Origin of the sequence: Pseudomonas sp. EA_65y_Pfl2_P74, assembly GCF_963970575.1 — a bacterium.
Lineage (GTDB): Bacteria > Pseudomonadota > Gammaproteobacteria > Pseudomonadales > Pseudomonadaceae > Aquipseudomonas > Aquipseudomonas baetica_A.
The window spans coordinates 21,348-38,289 of sequence record NZ_CAXAOQ010000011.1; the positions used below are offsets into that span (position 1 = coordinate 21,348).

General features: G+C 55.1%; 8 protein-coding genes and 1 riboswitch. Of the genes, 5 read left to right on the forward strand and 3 right to left on the reverse strand.

Features of this window, described 5'->3' with window-relative positions; genetic code table 11:
• Positions 1-5 precede the first annotated feature (5 nt).
• On the reverse strand, positions 6-1,073 hold the full coding sequence (locus AACY18_RS10845; RefSeq protein WP_339464854.1) for a putative urea ABC transporter substrate-binding protein: 1,068 nt from the start codon (positions 1,071-1,073) through the stop codon (positions 6-8).
• A gap of 63 nt (positions 1,074-1,136) precedes the next feature.
• Positions 1,137-1,237, reverse strand: a riboswitch (guanidine-I (ykkC/yxkD leader).
• A gap of 283 nt (positions 1,238-1,520) precedes the next feature.
• On the opposite strand from AACY18_RS10845, the gene AACY18_RS10850 reads away from it, so the two are divergent.
• Entirely contained in the window at positions 1,521-1,784 is a 264-nt protein-coding gene (locus tag AACY18_RS10850; protein WP_093438415.1) for a hypothetical protein, read from the forward strand.
• A gap of 180 nt (positions 1,785-1,964) precedes the next feature.
• Positions 1,965-2,372, forward strand: a complete 408-nt coding sequence (locus AACY18_RS10855; RefSeq protein ID WP_194933739.1) for a hypothetical protein — start codon at positions 1,965-1,967, stop codon at positions 2,370-2,372.
• Between the two features lie 126 nt (positions 2,373-2,498).
• Here the strand turns inward: AACY18_RS10855 and AACY18_RS10860 are convergent, their stop codons facing one another.
• On the reverse strand, positions 2,499-7,625 hold the full coding sequence (locus AACY18_RS10860; RefSeq protein ID WP_339430729.1) for an SET domain-containing protein-lysine N-methyltransferase: 5,127 nt from the start codon (positions 7,623-7,625) through the stop codon (positions 2,499-2,501).
• A 387-nt stretch (positions 7,626-8,012) separates the two neighbouring features.
• On the opposite strand from AACY18_RS10860, the gene AACY18_RS10865 reads away from it, so the two are divergent.
• From AACY18_RS10865 to AACY18_RS10875, 3 genes are read left to right on the forward strand one after another with little or no spacing between them, the layout of a single operon-like run.
• The gene (locus AACY18_RS10865) at positions 8,013-9,257 is read left to right on the forward strand and encodes a glycosyltransferase family 4 protein (protein ID WP_339464855.1); all 1,245 of its coding nucleotides are present in this window, start codon (positions 8,013-8,015) and stop codon (positions 9,255-9,257) included.
• A 1-nt stretch (position 9,258) separates the two neighbouring features.
• Positions 9,259-10,113, forward strand: coding sequence for a hypothetical protein (locus AACY18_RS10870; RefSeq protein WP_339430731.1), 855 nt, complete (start codon positions 9,259-9,261; stop codon positions 10,111-10,113).
• Between the two features lie 2 nt (positions 10,114-10,115).
• Positions 10,116-15,677: a calcium-binding protein gene (locus AACY18_RS10875; protein ID WP_339464856.1), complete on the forward strand. Its 5,562-nt coding sequence runs from the start codon at positions 10,116-10,118 to the stop codon at positions 15,675-15,677.
• A gap of 69 nt (positions 15,678-15,746) precedes the next feature.
• Here AACY18_RS10875 and AACY18_RS10880 read toward each other — a convergent pair whose 3' ends face one another.
• The gene (locus AACY18_RS10880) at positions 15,747-16,859 is read right to left on the reverse strand and encodes an enoyl-CoA hydratase/isomerase family protein (RefSeq protein ID WP_339430735.1); all 1,113 of its coding nucleotides are present in this window, start codon (positions 16,857-16,859) and stop codon (positions 15,747-15,749) included.
• Positions 16,860-16,942: the final 83 nt, after the last annotated feature.

A 16,942-nucleotide genomic window follows, 5' to 3' on the forward strand; every position in this document is an offset into this window, starting at 1 on the left:
GTGGCTTACAGCTTGGCGTCGGCGGCCATCTGCACGTAGGTCGGATCGAAACGCAGCTTGAGGTTGCTGGTGTCGCCGCTGGTCACACCGTTGGCGAACGACATGCCGACGGCGCTGGTGTCTTTGGCGCCTTCACCGAGCAAACCGTGCTCGAACGAAAACTCAGCGACTTTGCGCATGGTTGCCGGCAGTTGTTTGCTGGTGGCGAAACTCAGTGCTTCGCTCGGGGTGGCGAACAGTTTGGTGGTGTCGAGTTGCGCCTGGAATCCGGCCAGATCCGTGCCCGAGGCCTTGGCCATGTGCTCCAGCGCAGTCTTGCTCGCGGCGTTTTTGGCGTTCATCAACTCGACCACTTCGAACCACGCGCCAGTCAGCGCTTTGCCCAGCGCCGGGTTGTCTTTGAGGGTGGCGCTGTTGACCACCATCATGTCCATGATCTCGCCGGGAATCTGACTGGAATTGAACACTTCGGTCACCCCCGGTTTGGCCTTGATGTCCGAGAGCATCGGGTTCCAGGTAGTGACGGCGTTGACCTGTTCGGTGTTGAAAGCGGCGGAGATATCGGCGTCGGAAGTGTTGACCACTTTCAGGTCTTTCTCGGTCAGGTCCACCGAGTCCAGCGCCCGCGCCAGCAGGTAGTGCGACACCGACAGTTCAACCAGATTGACTTCCATGCCCTTGAGGTCGGCGACTTTCCTGCCTTCACCCTTGAGCACGATACCGTCGTTGCCGTTGGAGAAGTCGCTGACGATCAGTGCGGTGCTGTCGACGCCGCCAGCGGCGGGAATGGTCAGTGCGTCCATGTTGGTCATGGTGCAGCCGTCGAACTGACCGGCGGTGTACTGGTTGATCGATTCGACATAGTCGTTGAGTTGCACGACGTCGATCTTGATCCCGTATTTCTTCGCCCACTTGTCGACAATGCCCTGGCTGCCGGCGTACTCCCATGGCATCCAGCCGGCATAGATTGTCCAACAGACGCTGAAATGGTCTTTCTGGGCGGCGGGGGATTGGGTGCTGACAAGCGCGGCGAAGACGGCGGCGAGCAGGGCGGGTAGGCGTAGTCGTGACATGGTGGATTCTCCAGTTGATCAAGGGCGGACAGGAAGGCAACGCGGCACCGCGAACGGTGGCTTGTCTCCCGGGCTTTTGTCCCGCCGTGTAACCTCAACTGGAGGTCGCCAACTCTCGGACCAGTCACTCGCAGATGCGAGCCGGAACCCTAGTCAGCCATTGCAAATTGTGGTGCCGCGAACCTGTGATGACTCCTGCACGGGTTTGCTAAAGCGAGACGCGTGCCAAGTCGCGTCAGGCGCTCTGGCACGGGCGCGCGGCTTACCTAGTGTTGGTGGCGAGGCTGCTGAGGCGCTTTGAGTTGGTGCGCGGCTGCACCGTGATGCAGCGTGTTTGCCGCTGATCCGATGATTTTGCGCTGTTGGCACTCGGTCTGGGTTTGCCAGTCAAAACAGATGTCAGCCGGTCTGTGCCGACTGCTGTCGCGGGTCTTTCAGGAGGCCGCCATGCTTATTCAAAAAACATTGCGAAGGGTGCTGCTGGGAGCGGTGCTCGGTTTGGGTCTGTCCGGTTGTTACTACTACGCCGGGCCCTACGATGCTTATCCGTCTACCTACTACTATCCCGGCTATTACTCACCTTATTCCTACGGTGGTTATTACGCTCCGCGCTACTACGGCGGCGCGCGTTATTACCACGGTGGCTACGGCTATCGAGGCGGTTACGGACGGGGTTATCACGGCGGCGGATATCACGGTGGCCACCATTAATCAGCGGCTGAATGACAGCGTTTTCCAAATGAACAGGATTTCATCAATCACTTGTTTCAACTTGTTGCAGGAACGCACCAGATGCCGAAAACGCTGTCTGATTTTTCGACAGTCACCGATTAAATGACTGTCGCCTGCCAGCGTCGCTGGTGTGGCCAACCCGCGGTCCAGGAGGCCGCCATGTATAGACGAATTCTTCTACTTGCTGCGATGATGTTTTCCGTTGCCGGTTGCGTCCCGTACTCCTACGCGGACTCGTATTACAGCTCAGAGGTCTACACATCACCCGCACCGGCCTACTACAACACGGGCGGCACGTATTACAACGGTGGCAGCACGTATTACGCGCAGCCTCGCTACTACCAGCCGGCCCCGCGGTATTACCAGCAACCGCGCTATTACCAATCGGCGCCGCGTTACTACCAGCCGGCTCCACGTTATTACGAAAGCCGTCGCTGGCACGACAACGATCGCGGGCGTTGGGATGGCCATCGTCGCGGCGGTTGGGATAACGATCACCGCGGTCGCGGTAACTATGACCGACACAGCGGGCGTGGTGACCATAACGGGCGTGGCAACCGATGGTAATCACCCGCCAACAAAAAGCGGCGCATAAAGCGCCGCTTTTTTGTGCCCGGAATATCGTCAGGATGCAGCCGCAACGGTAAACGCAGGATTAATGGCCATAGCAGGCTCGGCGCCGGAACTGAATACTCATCGACTAGGGTCCGGTTTAATCGCTATATCAGGCACTGGCTTATAGGAAAGGCCGTAATCAACCAGCAATTCTTCACCCTTCCTGATGTCATTCAGCGCCACGTAAAACGTCAGGTTTTTCCCCACTGCGATGGAAATGACGTTATTCGAGCGCCACGCCGGCCCACCGCCCAATTGCGAGGTATTGATCAGGCTCAGGTTGTTGCCCGTGTGCAGCGCACTCACCGAGCGATTGCCCGACCGTGTGCCGAACAAGTAGGTCAGTACAGCCCTTGAACCTTGTTTGCGTATTTCCTGAAACAACGACGCTTCTGATTCATGGAATTTGCCTGCGTACGGTCCTAGCACTTCAAATTTGGCAATATCGCGTCGTGCCCACACTGACGCGCCGCGATTGGGCCCACCGTCATCCAGTGCCGTGAACACTTCCAGAGTTTGATCAAACCGTGATTGATGCCGTCCTTCGGTACGCAACCAGTCTTTGATCGATTCCTTGATCTGGCTTGAAACGTTTTTTTTGCTTGCGTTATCGAGACCGTCAAGCAGGCCATTCCAGTGGGCGATACGGATGTCATCTATCGGCCCTTCGAGGGATAAAGTCCGGCTGATTGTCGGGTTTCGCGGGTCCTGCAGAATCGGCAGGTTGTTGTCGACCTGATGAGGCAACGACGAGGAGATCCCTGGTTCAACTTTGATAGCGACAGGCAAGATGTCCGAAGAGGGACCCGGAACTTCTGCGACACGGTCTGGCGTGTCGGCGGGTCTTTTCGGCGGCGGTGACTCCAGTGAGGCCGGCGCCGGACGCTTTTGTGGCGTACTCGTTTCAGCTTGTTGGCCTTCAAGGCGTGGCATGGAGCTTTGCCCCGAATGGCCTGCAACCTTGCGAATCATGGACTGCCCCCTTGGCCCAAGACTGCCATCGACCCGGACATAATTGTAAAAAGTGTTCGGATAAAGATGATGATGACCGGCAAATCCTTCGATGGTCATTGTGTCTCGCTCTTGCTGAGACATGTTTTGCCACGCAAGAACATGTGTTTCTTCCGGCTGGTTAAACGGTAAGTCGTCAGGACGGTCACGCACTAATACGCCAGTCGCGCTCAACTCGCCGTCGGGCTTCACGTAGTACTCGAATGTTTTCCGAGGCAGGTTGTTCTCTCGGGCAAACCCCTTGCGTGTGAGCCTCTGTCGCTCCGCTTGCGGTAATGCCTCCCAGTCCCGCAAATGTTCGGCAATGACCCTTTGCTTACGCACTCTCGAAGTCCGGCCTGTCAGTTGGGTGGACATTTCAGGAGGCAAGGCATTTTTGATACGGTGCAAGGCTGCGGTTCTGAGGGATCCATCGACTTTGACGTTCGCCTGCCATGTAGCAGGATTGAATGCGTGTTGACGGATGAATTCCTCTGCCGTGAGGGTGTTATCGCGCTGCCCGGAAAGCACCCACCACTGACGTAAATGTTCATCGGTCAAAGTCTTGTAGGTGCCACCGGCCGCTCGGTGCATCAAGGATTGTCCGGTTGGTTTCAGGCTTCCATCGGCATGTACATAGCCCGCAAAAGTCTCCGGGTGAAGAAAATGAAGACCGGAAAATCCTTGAGTTGTGATGGTGTCACGTTCTTGCTGGGTCAAGTTTTGCCAGGCACGGACATGCGTTTCGCTGGTCCTGTTGAAGGCTTTGTCTGTCGGACGGTCACGCACGAGTACGCCGGTTTCACTCAATTGGCCGTCAGGCTTCACGTAGTACTCAAATGTTTTTCGCGGCAGATTGTTCTGCAGCGCAAAGCCGTCACGCGTCAGCTTCTGCTGCTCTGCTTGAGGCAGCGCCTCCCATTGCCGCAGGTGCTCGGCAGTGACCCTTCGAGTCTTGCCCTTCGGAACCCGGCCGGGCCAGTCGATTTCCGGAACTCTCTGCGTATCAGGTTGCTGATCCGGGACAGGTTGATCGGTGTTTTTTTTCACCTTGTCCAGACGTTTGATCGCCTCCTCTGTCAGCGACCCATCCTGCCTGACATGTTTTCGCCATATGTTGGGGTTGAGCTGATGTTGATGCATGAACTGCGCTTCTGTCACCGTGTTGCCCGGTTGCCTGAAGAGCACATTCCACTGGTGTAAATGGTCATAACCGAATTTGTTATAGGCACCACCGGCCGCGCTGTGCAGCAGCGCTTCGCCGGCCGGCCCCAAGCGACCGTCGGCTCTTGCGTAACTTCTGAAGGTTGCCGGGTTGAAGTGATGCAGACCGGCAAATCCCCCCATGGTCATTTCGTCACGGGCTTTCTGCGTCATGTTCTGCCATTCACGGACATGCGCTACGTTCGGCAGATTGAAGGCTGTATCTGCGGGTCGGTCACGCACCAGCACGCCGGCAGCGCTCAATTCACCGCCAGGCTTGACGTAGTACTCAAATGTATTTCGCGGCAGTAGATACTGTCGGGCAAAGCCGCCGCGGGTAACTTGATGCTGTTGCGCCGGGGACAATGCTTCCCACATCCGTAAATGCAATGCACTAATCTCCCGTCCCCCCCCTTGCGCGCCCAGTCGTTGCCACTGGTCACCGCGGAGATGCTGGATCAGCAATTCGGTTTGCCGGTTGCGGTGATAGACCCGCGCCTGCACGACGCCATCTTCACTGCGAGTGACTTGCCTGACCTCGTACACCGCTGTTTTACCGCTGCTATCGGTATGGCGTATGTGGGAGAGATGCCCGTCGGCGGCAACATATATCCCTTGGCCGTTGCGCGAGAGCCCGGCAATGCTGGATTCGGGCACACTGAAGTGACTGAACAGAGCATGGCTCAGCTCGTGCAACTCATCGAGGTATGAAGTGACCACTTTACCGGCGACCGCCTGGGTGGTGACTGCAAACTCCTCGATCGGACTGCCGTAAGGTCGCATCGTGTCGGCATCAAATGAATACCATTGACCGTTCTTCAATACAGCTGCGCCTTCCACAGTCTGGCCGGCGACTTTTACGGTGCCCGTTGCCGCTGCGTCATACTGTTTGCTGACAGCTTTCAATACTTCGTAACTGTCGGCAGCGCCCCTGAGCCGGTTGACGGTTTTGGCGCCTTTGGACAGTAGATAAAGGCCACCGGTCCCCACCAGTCTGGCCAGATCACCCAAGCCGCCCACCGGGTTGAGCACATCGATTGTGGCGACGCCGATGACATGGACGGTCTTCAAGGCCTTGGCTCCAGTGGAGAGCGCAGTGCTGCCGATCCTGATCAGTTTTCCTGCAGTGGCGGCGCCCGCCGTGAGAAAACCGAATATATCCACGGTGAGATCAAACACCGCCGCGCCATAGTTGCCCTGCTGAAAATTGACAATGGCTGATCGGAAGGGGATCAGGTTCAACAAAAACTCACCCAGCGGTTTGGGCTGGTAATACTCGTCCATGGGTGTCTGCCCGCGGGCCAGCGCTCTGATTGCGGGATCATCCAGATCGAGATGTTGCACAAAGGCGTCGGCAATCGCACGGGACCGAGCGCTGCTGAAACTGTTAAAAAGTGATTCGCTCAACGCGCGCTCACGCCCCAGCTCACTTGCCGCCTCACGGGGGATAAGCTCTCTGGTCGTAAAATATTTGTTGGCTTCCCTTGATTCCCGGTGCTTTGCCCTGTGCAGGGCTGTTCGTTCAATCGTGTCTTTATTGATATTGATTTCATACGCCCGAAGGTTGCCGCTCAGCTCCGTTCTGATGAGCAGTCCGGGCTCGTTCGGGCAAGGAGTATGATTAAAGAAACCATCTGACACATATGAACCTTGTTGGAAGAAACTGATTTTTCCAAACTCGAAGTTCTTTTTGTCCTCCAGTGGGAGCAGGCAGATCATGTGCCTGACCGTTGTATTGACGGCGGCTTTTTTATCCTCGATGGCGCGCGTGAACTGCTGCTCGAAAGCTTCCCGCACTCCAAACGTCGGGTTGTTATTCAATGCCTCCAACGGGATGCGGGCATCAATGGATGCCAGCGGCCGCGGATTGGGCAAATCCATCATCGCGTAATCCTGTAGCGAATGAATGCCACTGAAACCCGACTGCCCACTCTCGCCGCGATACGTATCCGTGTGGAGTGCCTTGACCTCGAAAAGCGTGCCCAGATCGCCAAATCGCTCTATCAATACGGCCAGGGCAATGTCTTTTCGTGTCGGTAATTCTTTGTCCAGTATTCTGGCGGCAACAAGCCGCTCATCAAGCTCCTGGTTAAATGCCGCCCTTATCGTTTCAAGTTGTCCGGCGGGGTAGTTATCAGCGTGCCGTTTCAGAATGATTTGGTTGGCGACAGCCCAATCGAGTAATACGGCTGCCTGAATGCGTTGGCTGGATGCAGGGTCAACCAGGCGAGCACTTTCAGACTGACTCATGATCTGGGCAAACGACATGCCGGGGACTTTGCCCGGTGTTTGAGCCTCGATGGTCATTGCCGCAATGGTCAGGTTCGCCCATGCCAGACTGCCAACTTTTACATTCCCGGGTATGTCCTCAATCAGAAATTGCGGTGCCGACCTGCCCAGCAAAAGGTACGCACCGGCTTTCGCCAGGGCAGCGCTGGTTCTACCTTCCCGGCTCAAGTGATCAGCCAGGTTATCTGCGACTTCAGAGGCGCGCCGGCCCCAATGCTGATCACTGGCCAGATCAAAATCGGCAGTTTTGCGCCGATCAGGGGCAGTGATCGATTCGGGGTCCAGTTGCAGTGTGATGCCTGCCAGCAGGTAATCCATCGCACTGCTTTCGCTGTCGATACCCTGCATTCTTCGTTGCAGCGCATTGCCCATCAGTTGCCCTTGCGCGGAGCCGATCAGGATTTCGAGTATCCGGGCAGGATCGTTCGCGATGTTATCCGGGAGTGGGCAGCGATAACGCAGAAACTCCAGCGCACCACCCTGGGTCTGCATCACCAACGGCTGGTCGCCCAAGTGGTGCGCATGATTCATCGTAATCAGGCGCAAGCGCCGTTGTTCGTCTGGATTCAGTGGAATCGGCCAGGACAACGCCCCACCCCAATTGCCTAAGGGGGGCTCAATCGTGCTGTCAGTGACAGCCGGCAGCGCTTCGATGCCTTCAGGTTCATCGGGGGGGAGCGGTTGTGTCAGCGAAGGTGTGCGTTCTAGGGTGTTGCCCGTCATGAGACTGTCCATAGTCAAAGAGTCGTCCTTGGGAAAGCGCGGTTAGGCGCTTCCAGCGTTCACGAGTGTAAAAACACGCGGTGAACACATTCCATAAATCAAGTGCGAGTTCTTGTGTCCAGTTAAACGCCGTGTTGGCGGTCGGACAGGATGTAGATTTGCGTCCGGTCCGACCCTGCGTCTGGCTCAGTAACCCGTCAAATCCGCCAACGGATGCCGCCCCGCGTTACTACGCAACCGTCGAAAAGTCGTCCCGTTAGCCATCTCCTAGGGCATTCCCAGACGCTTCCTACAGTTTCATTTCCTTGTATTTGTTAGCGTTTGTTCCTGCCGATCGAGGTGAGCAATACTCAGTTCAACAGCGGCGAATAAAAGGACGATGCCGCTATGAAGCTTCTTGTAATTCACCAAAACTTTCCGGGCCAGTTCCGTCATGTGGTGCTGGCGGCGATTGACAGGCGTTATGAGGTTTTAGCGATAGGTCGGGATACGGCGCCGGGTATCGCAGGGGTGAAAATATATCGATACCGCGCTGCCAGCCGAGCGCCGAGCGGTATTCACCCCTACCTGACCCGTTACGAACAAGCGGTGACTGATGGACAGAAGGTTTTTGAAACTCTGAGCCGGCTGAAACATTCGGGTTATCGGCCGGACGTGATTCTCGCTCATCCCGGATGGGGGGAAACGCTCTTCGTCAAGGATGTCTATCCTGACGCGCCGCTTATTCACTATTGCGAATATTACTATCGGGCGCAGGGCGCAGATTCCGGGTTCGACCCTGAATTCCCGCGAGCAACAAGAGAGTCATCAAGGCTGCGAGTGCTCAATTCGCTGCATCTTTTGAATCTTGAGCAATGTGACATTGCCATTGCGCCCACGCGGTGGCAGCGCAGTCTGTTTCCGGCCGCTTATCAGTCGGCCATTCGGGTTATTCACGAGGGCGTCATTCAGAGTTCCTGTTTGGCGAAAGCTGGGGCCGTCAGGTTGCCCAATGGCGTCGAACTGAGAGCCGGGCAGCCGATCGTTACTTATGTCGCGAGGAATCTTGAGCCTTATCGCGGGTTTCACAGTTTTATGCGAGCGATCCCGCATATCCAGGCTGAGTGTCCCGGTGCGCAGATAATCATAGTGGGCGGTGATGACGTCAGTTACGGGGGTAAGCCGGTTGGCTATGCAAATTGGCGCAGCAGGATGGAGGCAGAGGTAAGTTTCGATCATTCCGCCGTTCATTTCACAGGGAAGCTTCCTTACCAGACTTACCGGGCAGTTCTGGACTGTTCAAAGGTTCATGTTTATTTGACGTATCCGTTTGTTATGTCGTGGTCGTTACTGGAGGCGATGGCGGCTGGGTGTGTGGTAGTAGCGTCGGATACGGCTCCGGTAAGGGAGGTGATCGTCGATGGTCACAATGGAATGCTGGTGGATTTCTTCGATCATCACGGTATCGCCAAACGTATTGCCAAGGTTCTTGATTCCGTTGATGAGTTCGACTGCCTGCGCCGCGCTGCGAAGTTGACGGCGAGCAGATTTGATGTGGCGTACGGCACGAAACATTACTTTGAGGTATTTGAAAACGCGATGTTCGGGCATCTCAAGAAACCGCCTGCTCGTCAGTTTGACAGGGAGATTTGAAATGCTCCGGATGTCGCACAAGCCATGGGTTAAATGGTTTAAGAGGTTGTTGAAATACGGCTTGTTTATTTATGCCTGTTATTGCGTGGTGAATTTTTATATCCGTGAAGAACAGGTCGCCGAGGCGATGGCAATCTATTACGCGGATCAGGAGGCCTGTCAAAAGAAGCTGGCGAGCATGAAGCAGGTGCCCATACTGGGCGGAAGCTATGTGGATAAGACTCTGGTCCCGGAGTTTTATGTGGGCATGCCTGAACTGGCGAATAAGAAAGCGTGTCTGGCCAATACGCTCAAGGGGCATTTCTGGTGGACCGGGACGGAGATACGGTCTTACCACGACCAGAGTGTAAAGCCGACTCCTGAAAGTTGGCGTCTTTATAAGCTGAACGCTGGGCTTTATACAAAAAAAGAAAACACTGAACCCCATGAACGGGGCTATCGGCACGTCAACTGGCCGGATGAGTTGATTGTGAAGTTGAAAAATTATCCTGGACTGGAACTTTGGCTGAATGCACCTCCGCCGCATTTCAAGAATGAGGCTTCCGTTCGAAAGTTTGTCATTGCTGACTGGCCGCGGCGTGATGGCACTCCTCGATTGATAAGCTGTAACGGCTTGATTCGCCCGGCTGCTGAGGAGGAACTGACTGACGAGAAATTGGCGAAACTCAGTAGAGCCGAATTGGAAAACCTGGATTTTGGGAGTTTGAACTTTTTTTGCACTGTGGAGTTACACAGCTTTGATTTTTCCGGAGGGCACGGTCGGGTAAGTCTCGGTCTATCGTCATTACGAGAGTCACCTGAGATGCTTAAGTTTCTCAGTAGCTATCTTTCACGCTCTGTTATTACAAGGAAGTAACGATGAGTTATGTTTTTAATGATCTGGAAAAAACAGAAATCTTAAATGCAGCAAATATTTGCAAGGGACTGATGTTCGATTCTGAAGATGTCGAATATCTTGCGCTGGAATTAACAGGGGCTAGCTGCGCTCCCCTGTATCAAAAGCTATTCGATATTATTGGCGGAAGAGTTTCTGAGGCTACCGCTGTCGATCAAGAAGCGGGAAAAGTTCTGAAAAGCGCCAGGCTCTGGCTTGCCGTGGCCATTGATGCCAACGGTGGAAACGGTGCCTACTCCGCCCTGATTCGCGGCTACACCTCGCGGCAAGGTGAACTGAGATTGAATAAAATCTTCAGTGAAAACCTGATGCAACTGTCATCGAATCAGGTCGCCGCCAATTTCATCAATACTTTGATCGACGGATCCCTCGCGGGTCGGCTGGCACCCTGGACGGTTCCATCCATCAGCCAGATTGCAGAGATTGATGCCAGTGCGATCGGCAAGGCACTGTTTAGTGAGGCTTGCGGAGAGAAGGATACAGCCGTGAGCCATAACGCCGGCTGGTCAGGGACAGTCGGATTCAGCCTGTTGGGTGGAGCGCCGCCCTATGAAACCTGGAGATTGATCTCTGCGGGTGATTCGCAAGGGGAAGATGGCGGCCCGCCGATTCAAGCAAAAGCCAACAGGCTCGATGACTATAAAAATATTCTGTTCGCCATCGATTCCTACAGTGTCGGCCTGCGAGCGGCGATCAGCAATTTCGGCGTCAATCCATTGCAAAGTCTGCTTTCCGTCGTGCCAGAGCAAATCAATATCGCGCTCGCCAGTGGCAGCCTCAATCCGCTGATTCAGCATGTCGTGAAAGGCACGCCGGTTTCCGTCGTGGTCGACCTGATATTGCGCTATGGCCAGAACGAATTTCTGGACATGTTCAAGCGCACCTACAACGGCGATTCAGCAGCGCCACCTACCACCGATGAAACCTTCGCCACCAACGCTTACGCATTCTTCTCGGCATTTTCACCAGAGCAGTCCCAAAGCATCGTCACCCGTTCGATAGGCGAATACGGAAACGCCAATTCATGGGCAAAACTGGCTGGCGAGTCGACACCCATCGGCCTGGCGTTGCGTAATTCCCTGAAGCAACTCAGTGAAATCGTCATCGAACGCGATGACGGTTACCCCGGACGCGGACTGGAACTCTACGATCCGCTGACCGGCGAAGGTTTCATCACTGCGCAATGGCTTGCCGATCGTGCGCAGATGTTGGCCCGGTTGATTGCCCGAACCCAGGGCTCGTTTGGAGAGCACTCGCTGCAGAAGTTTTCCTACTCCGATCTCGCCTCAGCCAAACAGGCGCCGATGACCACCGGTGTGTTGAATCCGCTGGTCATGTTCGGCGATGACGGTGCACGGTCTTTGGCAGGCGGTGCGAACACTGACCATCTGTATGGCGGCGCGGGCAATGACACGATCAACGGACTGGCAGGTCACGATGTCATCGAGGGTGGACGCGGCAACGACTTGCTTGGTGGAGGCGACGGCAATGATGCGTTGCACGGAATGGCCGGTGATGATGTTCTGGTCGGAGGAAAGGGTAACGACTCTTTGAGCGGTGGCGAAGGCAGCGACCGCTATGAGTTTTCCAGCGGTGATGGCATCGATGAGATCTTCGACGCCAACGCCAATGGGCAGCTGTGGATCAACGGCGCGCCGATTCCTTCACTCAAACGTCGCGCCCCTTTGAGCAATATCTGGTCGACCGAGGATCAGGCCATCACCCTGACCCTCATCGAAGAACTCACTGAACCCACCCTCAACATCAAATATGGCCTGAACGACCTCGTCGTTATCAAGAACTTCCGCCCCGGGATGCTTGGTATCCGACTTCCTGAACACCAAGACCATACGGTCTCTGCTCCCGATCTGGTTCTCCAGGGCGACTGGAAAGCGAAAGATATCGACCCCAATGTTCCCGGTGATCAGTTCTCATACGATGAGCTGGGCAACGCGTTGCTATTGGCCAACGTAAAACAGAGAAACAAGGCCGATGTGCTCTACGGCTCTGCAAAAGACGACGTCATTCTCGGACTTGGTGGATCAGACCGATTATTCGGCAAGGACGGAAACGATCAGTTGTTTGGGGATAAACAGACGACGCTCGAAAAAGCCATGGCCGCTGGTGACTCTAAAGGGAAAGCCGCTCGAGGCGATTGGCTTGACGGAGGCGCCGGCCACGATTTGCTCATCGGTACGGCATCCCAGGACGTGCTTCTGGGCGGTAACGATCGGGATACGCTGATTGGAGGTGCGGGAGATGACGTTTTATCAGGGGATGAAACGACCGGCGCGCTGGAGCAGAAATGGGGATTCAAACGCGTCGAAGTGCTTATAGACGGTGGTGTCACCAGTCACCGAACTGTCTTTTCACAGGCCTCCTTTAACAGTTCGACGCAGGGCGATAACGATGTTCTCTACGGCCAGGGCGGTCGCGATGTTCTCAATGGCGGATGGGGCGAGGATCTGCTTGATGGTGGAACAGAAGATGATCTTCTTGCAGGGGATGGGGGGGATGACACGCTGGCCGGAGGAAGCGGTAACGACACGATAATGGGAGACAACCTCGATTGGGGCGGGGGACTGCAAAGCAAACACCATGGTAACGATGTATTGGACGGTGGAAGTGGCGATGATTGGCTCGCTGGTAACGGTGGAAACGATGCGATTTATGGTGGTCCAGGCAATGACACTATCAAGGGCGATGACGATGTACTGAACGGCGTTGCTGGTGACGCTGCCCACTTTTTTGGAAGCGACCTGCTGGACGGTGGTGCAGGAGACGACACACTCTGGGGCGGTGGGGCGGATGATCTGCTGTTCGGAGGTGAGGGTAACGACGCGCTGGCCGGGGATTATGCTGAGCATCCAATTCGGTACCACGGTAATGATTTACTTGATGGTGGAGCGGGCGATGACACACTTCAGGGAATGGGGGGTTCCGATACCCTGATCGGTGGGGCAGGAGCTGACGCGCTGGATGGCGATGTGTCCAACCTGCAGTCAGGTGGAATCAACAATGATTACCTTCAAGGCGATGAAGGAAACGATACCCTTCTGGGCGGCTTGGGCGCCGACACGCTTTATGGCGGCGCTGATGATGACATTTTATCCGGCGACTACGCGCAGACAGCCGAAGCCGAACATGGCGCAGATTATCTGGACGGTGGTTCAGGCAACGATACCTTGCTCGGCGGTGGTGGCAACGACACGTTATTGGGCGGGGAGGGTGTAGACCACCTTCGTGGGGATTCCGGCAATAACGTTTTTGATGGCGGGCCCGGTAACGACGTGATGGAGGGCCATGACGGCGCTGATGTTTACTATTTCGGGGTGGGTGATGGTCTTGACGTTATCACCGATTCAGGTGGCAGCAATGTCATCAAGTTCGGTGCCGGGTTCTCTGCGGAAAGTTTGAAAGCCGACATTATTGATGTTTCCGTAGGCCGGGTATTGCGGCTGTTCAATGGTGAGGGGGACGCCATCCTTATCAGGAATTATGAAGAATGGAAGAATTCAACGTTCACGTTTAGCGATGGTGTCATTCTCGGCTATCAAGAGGTCATGAAAAAAACGCTGCCAGCTGTAGAGATCATCGAGCCGCCAGCAGGGGATGGAGTGCTGGCCAAAGAAGAAGATAAAGACATTATTGCAAACGAAGTACAGGTTGCTGTTCCGGACCAATCAGGGATCGTTGTTCCTGGCGAGGAACGAAGTAATGCCATTGATCATAATGTTGGCTGGACAGACAGGTTCCTGGCGGAGCTCAAAGCAAAGCGCTCCGCTAGCAGGCATGCAACAGGATTTACCTTGAGCAAACCAGGTGTCTGGGTTCGTAACCATATAACCACCAACGATACGGGTTATATCACCCACACTGATGTGATCGATGAAAGCATCGAAACGGGGGCATTGTCTGAAACGCCTCAATGGATGGGGTCTGCCACTGGCGATGCGGTATTTAGCGAAAGACAGTCAAGCTCTACATCCCGATCCAGTTTTCGAGAGGTAAAGAAAGAGGGCATTACGTCGCCGTTATTGCTGGAGCCACGTTATTTTCGATCTGGCACTGCCAGCGGTTTTTCATTCAAAGTCGGCGACGTAATTATTGCAGATAGAACAGATTCAGGTGCTATCGAAGGGTGGTACATCTATCCTGCTGAAAGTTTCACGGCGGGCGAAACTGTCCGCAAGGAATTTCGGCGGGATGTCACAACTGAAACGATCAAACATAAAGTTGTCCACGGCGACGATGTCGGTGGGCGAGTTAATGTCGAAGTCGGCAATCTTTTCCTGGGGGGTGCAGGCGATGACCTGATCGTCGCCTATTCTGGTGTTCTACTTGATTACGGCTATATTAATGAAAGGATACCGGGTGCCTTTCTGTCCGCCGGTGCAGGCAACGATACCCTCCTCGGTTCTGAAGGCGCTGATTATTTAGTGAGCGGCGCTGGGGATGACTACCTGTACGGTGAAAACGGTGCCGATACTTACATCGTGCAGGCGCATGCTGGCGCAACGACCATTATCGCGGATGTGCTGAATCCGGTTTTTATCCGACCTGAAGTAGGTGTTGCCGGATGGAAGGACGAGTATGGATTAGTCGATCAAGATACTGTCGTGCTTCCAGAAGACGCGACGCAGGAGAATTTGCAGCTCAGTTGGGGCGCAACACTCATTGAAACAGTGAATGTTGAGTTGGCACCTGATCCGCGTCGTAATGCCTATCGCCATCCGCCGCGCGCGCAAATGCTCTATTCGACACTCGATATTAAATGGGGTGGGTCGCAGAAAGTTCGCATTGTTCTACCCAATGCCGGAGATATCGAGGGTTCCGGCATTGAGATTATTAAATTTGCAGATGGCTCAAGCCTTACTCTCAAAGAACTGTTTGGCTCCAGTCAGCTGGGTCCTGCCCCGAATACTTATTACAATGGTCTCTTGGTCGATAATGCGGCCAGTGCCAAATCTATGAGAAATGGCCAAGCGCTCCCACTGGTGGGAAGTCACGGTAATGACACTCTAAGCGGCGCAGGTGAAATCAGAGGTATGCAGGGACATGATGCGCTGATGGGGAGTGTCGACGATGATGTACTGCTAGGCGGTCCCGGTAATGACACGTTGTCTGGTGGTGCTGGCAACGATCTCTACAAATACGATGGTCTTGGAAGAGACTTGATTAATAACACCGGGGGTGGGATCGATGGAATCGATTTTTCGGGTGTGGGTATACCTATTGAACAATTAAGGTTTCATCGCGATCAGGAAGATCTTGTCATAGTGGTCTGCTATGGCATGGGCCCCAAGGTTCGAGTGGCTAATCATTTTTCTGGAGGCGAAAGCGCGATTGGGTTCATAAGGGTTAGCGGCGAAGGAGAAATGGTTAAAGACTACCCCGCAGCGCAAATTGCCGAACGACTGCATCCTCTTCCGCCACTGCGTGATGTGGAGGATATTCTTGTAAAAGAAAATGAAGAGTCGCAACTCGCGTTGGCCGAGATAATCAAGTTCTACGAACTGAATTAACTGTAATAACGTCAGTTTGAGGGTGCCCGCGATCGAAGACAAAGGTGACCATCGCGGGCAATCAGTACTTCAATACTGCGTCAGATCCGCCAACGGATGTCGGCCCTCCCAAACCTTGTGAAAGTGCGCCTCGACCACTGCATCCGGCACGTGATTGACGTCCGGCCAATGCCAGTGCGGCTTCTGATCCTTGTCGATCAACCGTGCGCGGACCCCTTCACTGAACTCAGGATGCCGGCAGCAATTGAGGCTCAGGGTGTATTCCATCTGAAAGACTTCGGCGAGTGACATATAACGGGCGCGGATGATCTGTTCCCAGACCAGATGAGCGGTCACCGGCGAGCCTTCGCTCAGGGTCTTGGCAGCGCGGGCGAGTAACGGGTCGCTGCTGTCACGTTGCAGGCTGATGGCTTTCCACGCACAGGTGACGTCGCTGACGTCGAGCAGATCGTCGATTTGCTGACGACGCGGCAACCACTGCGCCTCTGGCAATTGGCCAACGGCTTCCTGCTGCAACGCTTTGAGCAGGCTGTTGAGTTGCATGTCGGTCTGTTCCTGCCAGTTCAATTGCAGCAGGCCTTCGATCAGTTCCGGTTGTTGTTCGTCGAGCATAAAACGGTCGGCCAAGCCCAGATCAATCGCATCGCGCCCGTTCAGGTGCGCGCCGGTCAGGCCGAGAAACAAGCCGAGCTTGCCCGGCAGCCTTGAGAGAAACCAACTGGCACCCACATCCGGATACAGACCAATGGTGATTTCCGGCATCGCCAAGCGGCTGCTCGGGGTGACGATCCGCGTGCTGGCGCCTTGCAACAAGCCCATGCCGCCGCCCAGCACGTAGCCGTGGCCCCAGCAGATCAGCGGTTTTGGATAAGTGTGCAGGCTGTAATCCAGGCGATATTCCGCGCTGAAGAACTGCGCGGCCAGCGGCGGCACTTCGCCGGGATGGGCGCGACAGGCTTCCACCAGGCTGCGCACTTCGCCGCCGGCGCAGAAGGCCTTGGCGCCGTTGCCGCGCAGCAGTACGCAGACGATTTGCGGATCCTTGGCCCAAACGTTCAGTTTGTCGCTCAAGGCGTTGATCATTGGCAGGGACAACGCGTTCAGCGATTTTTCAGCATCCAGGCTGGCGATACCGATGCGGGCGCCGTCGGTGCCGGTGAGTTCTTCGAAGTGCAGATTCATCGTGACCTCGATCGGGAATTGGAGCGTTCAGTATGATCGCTGTGGGGGAAAGTGCCGGATCTGCGTCAGATCAATTGACAAGC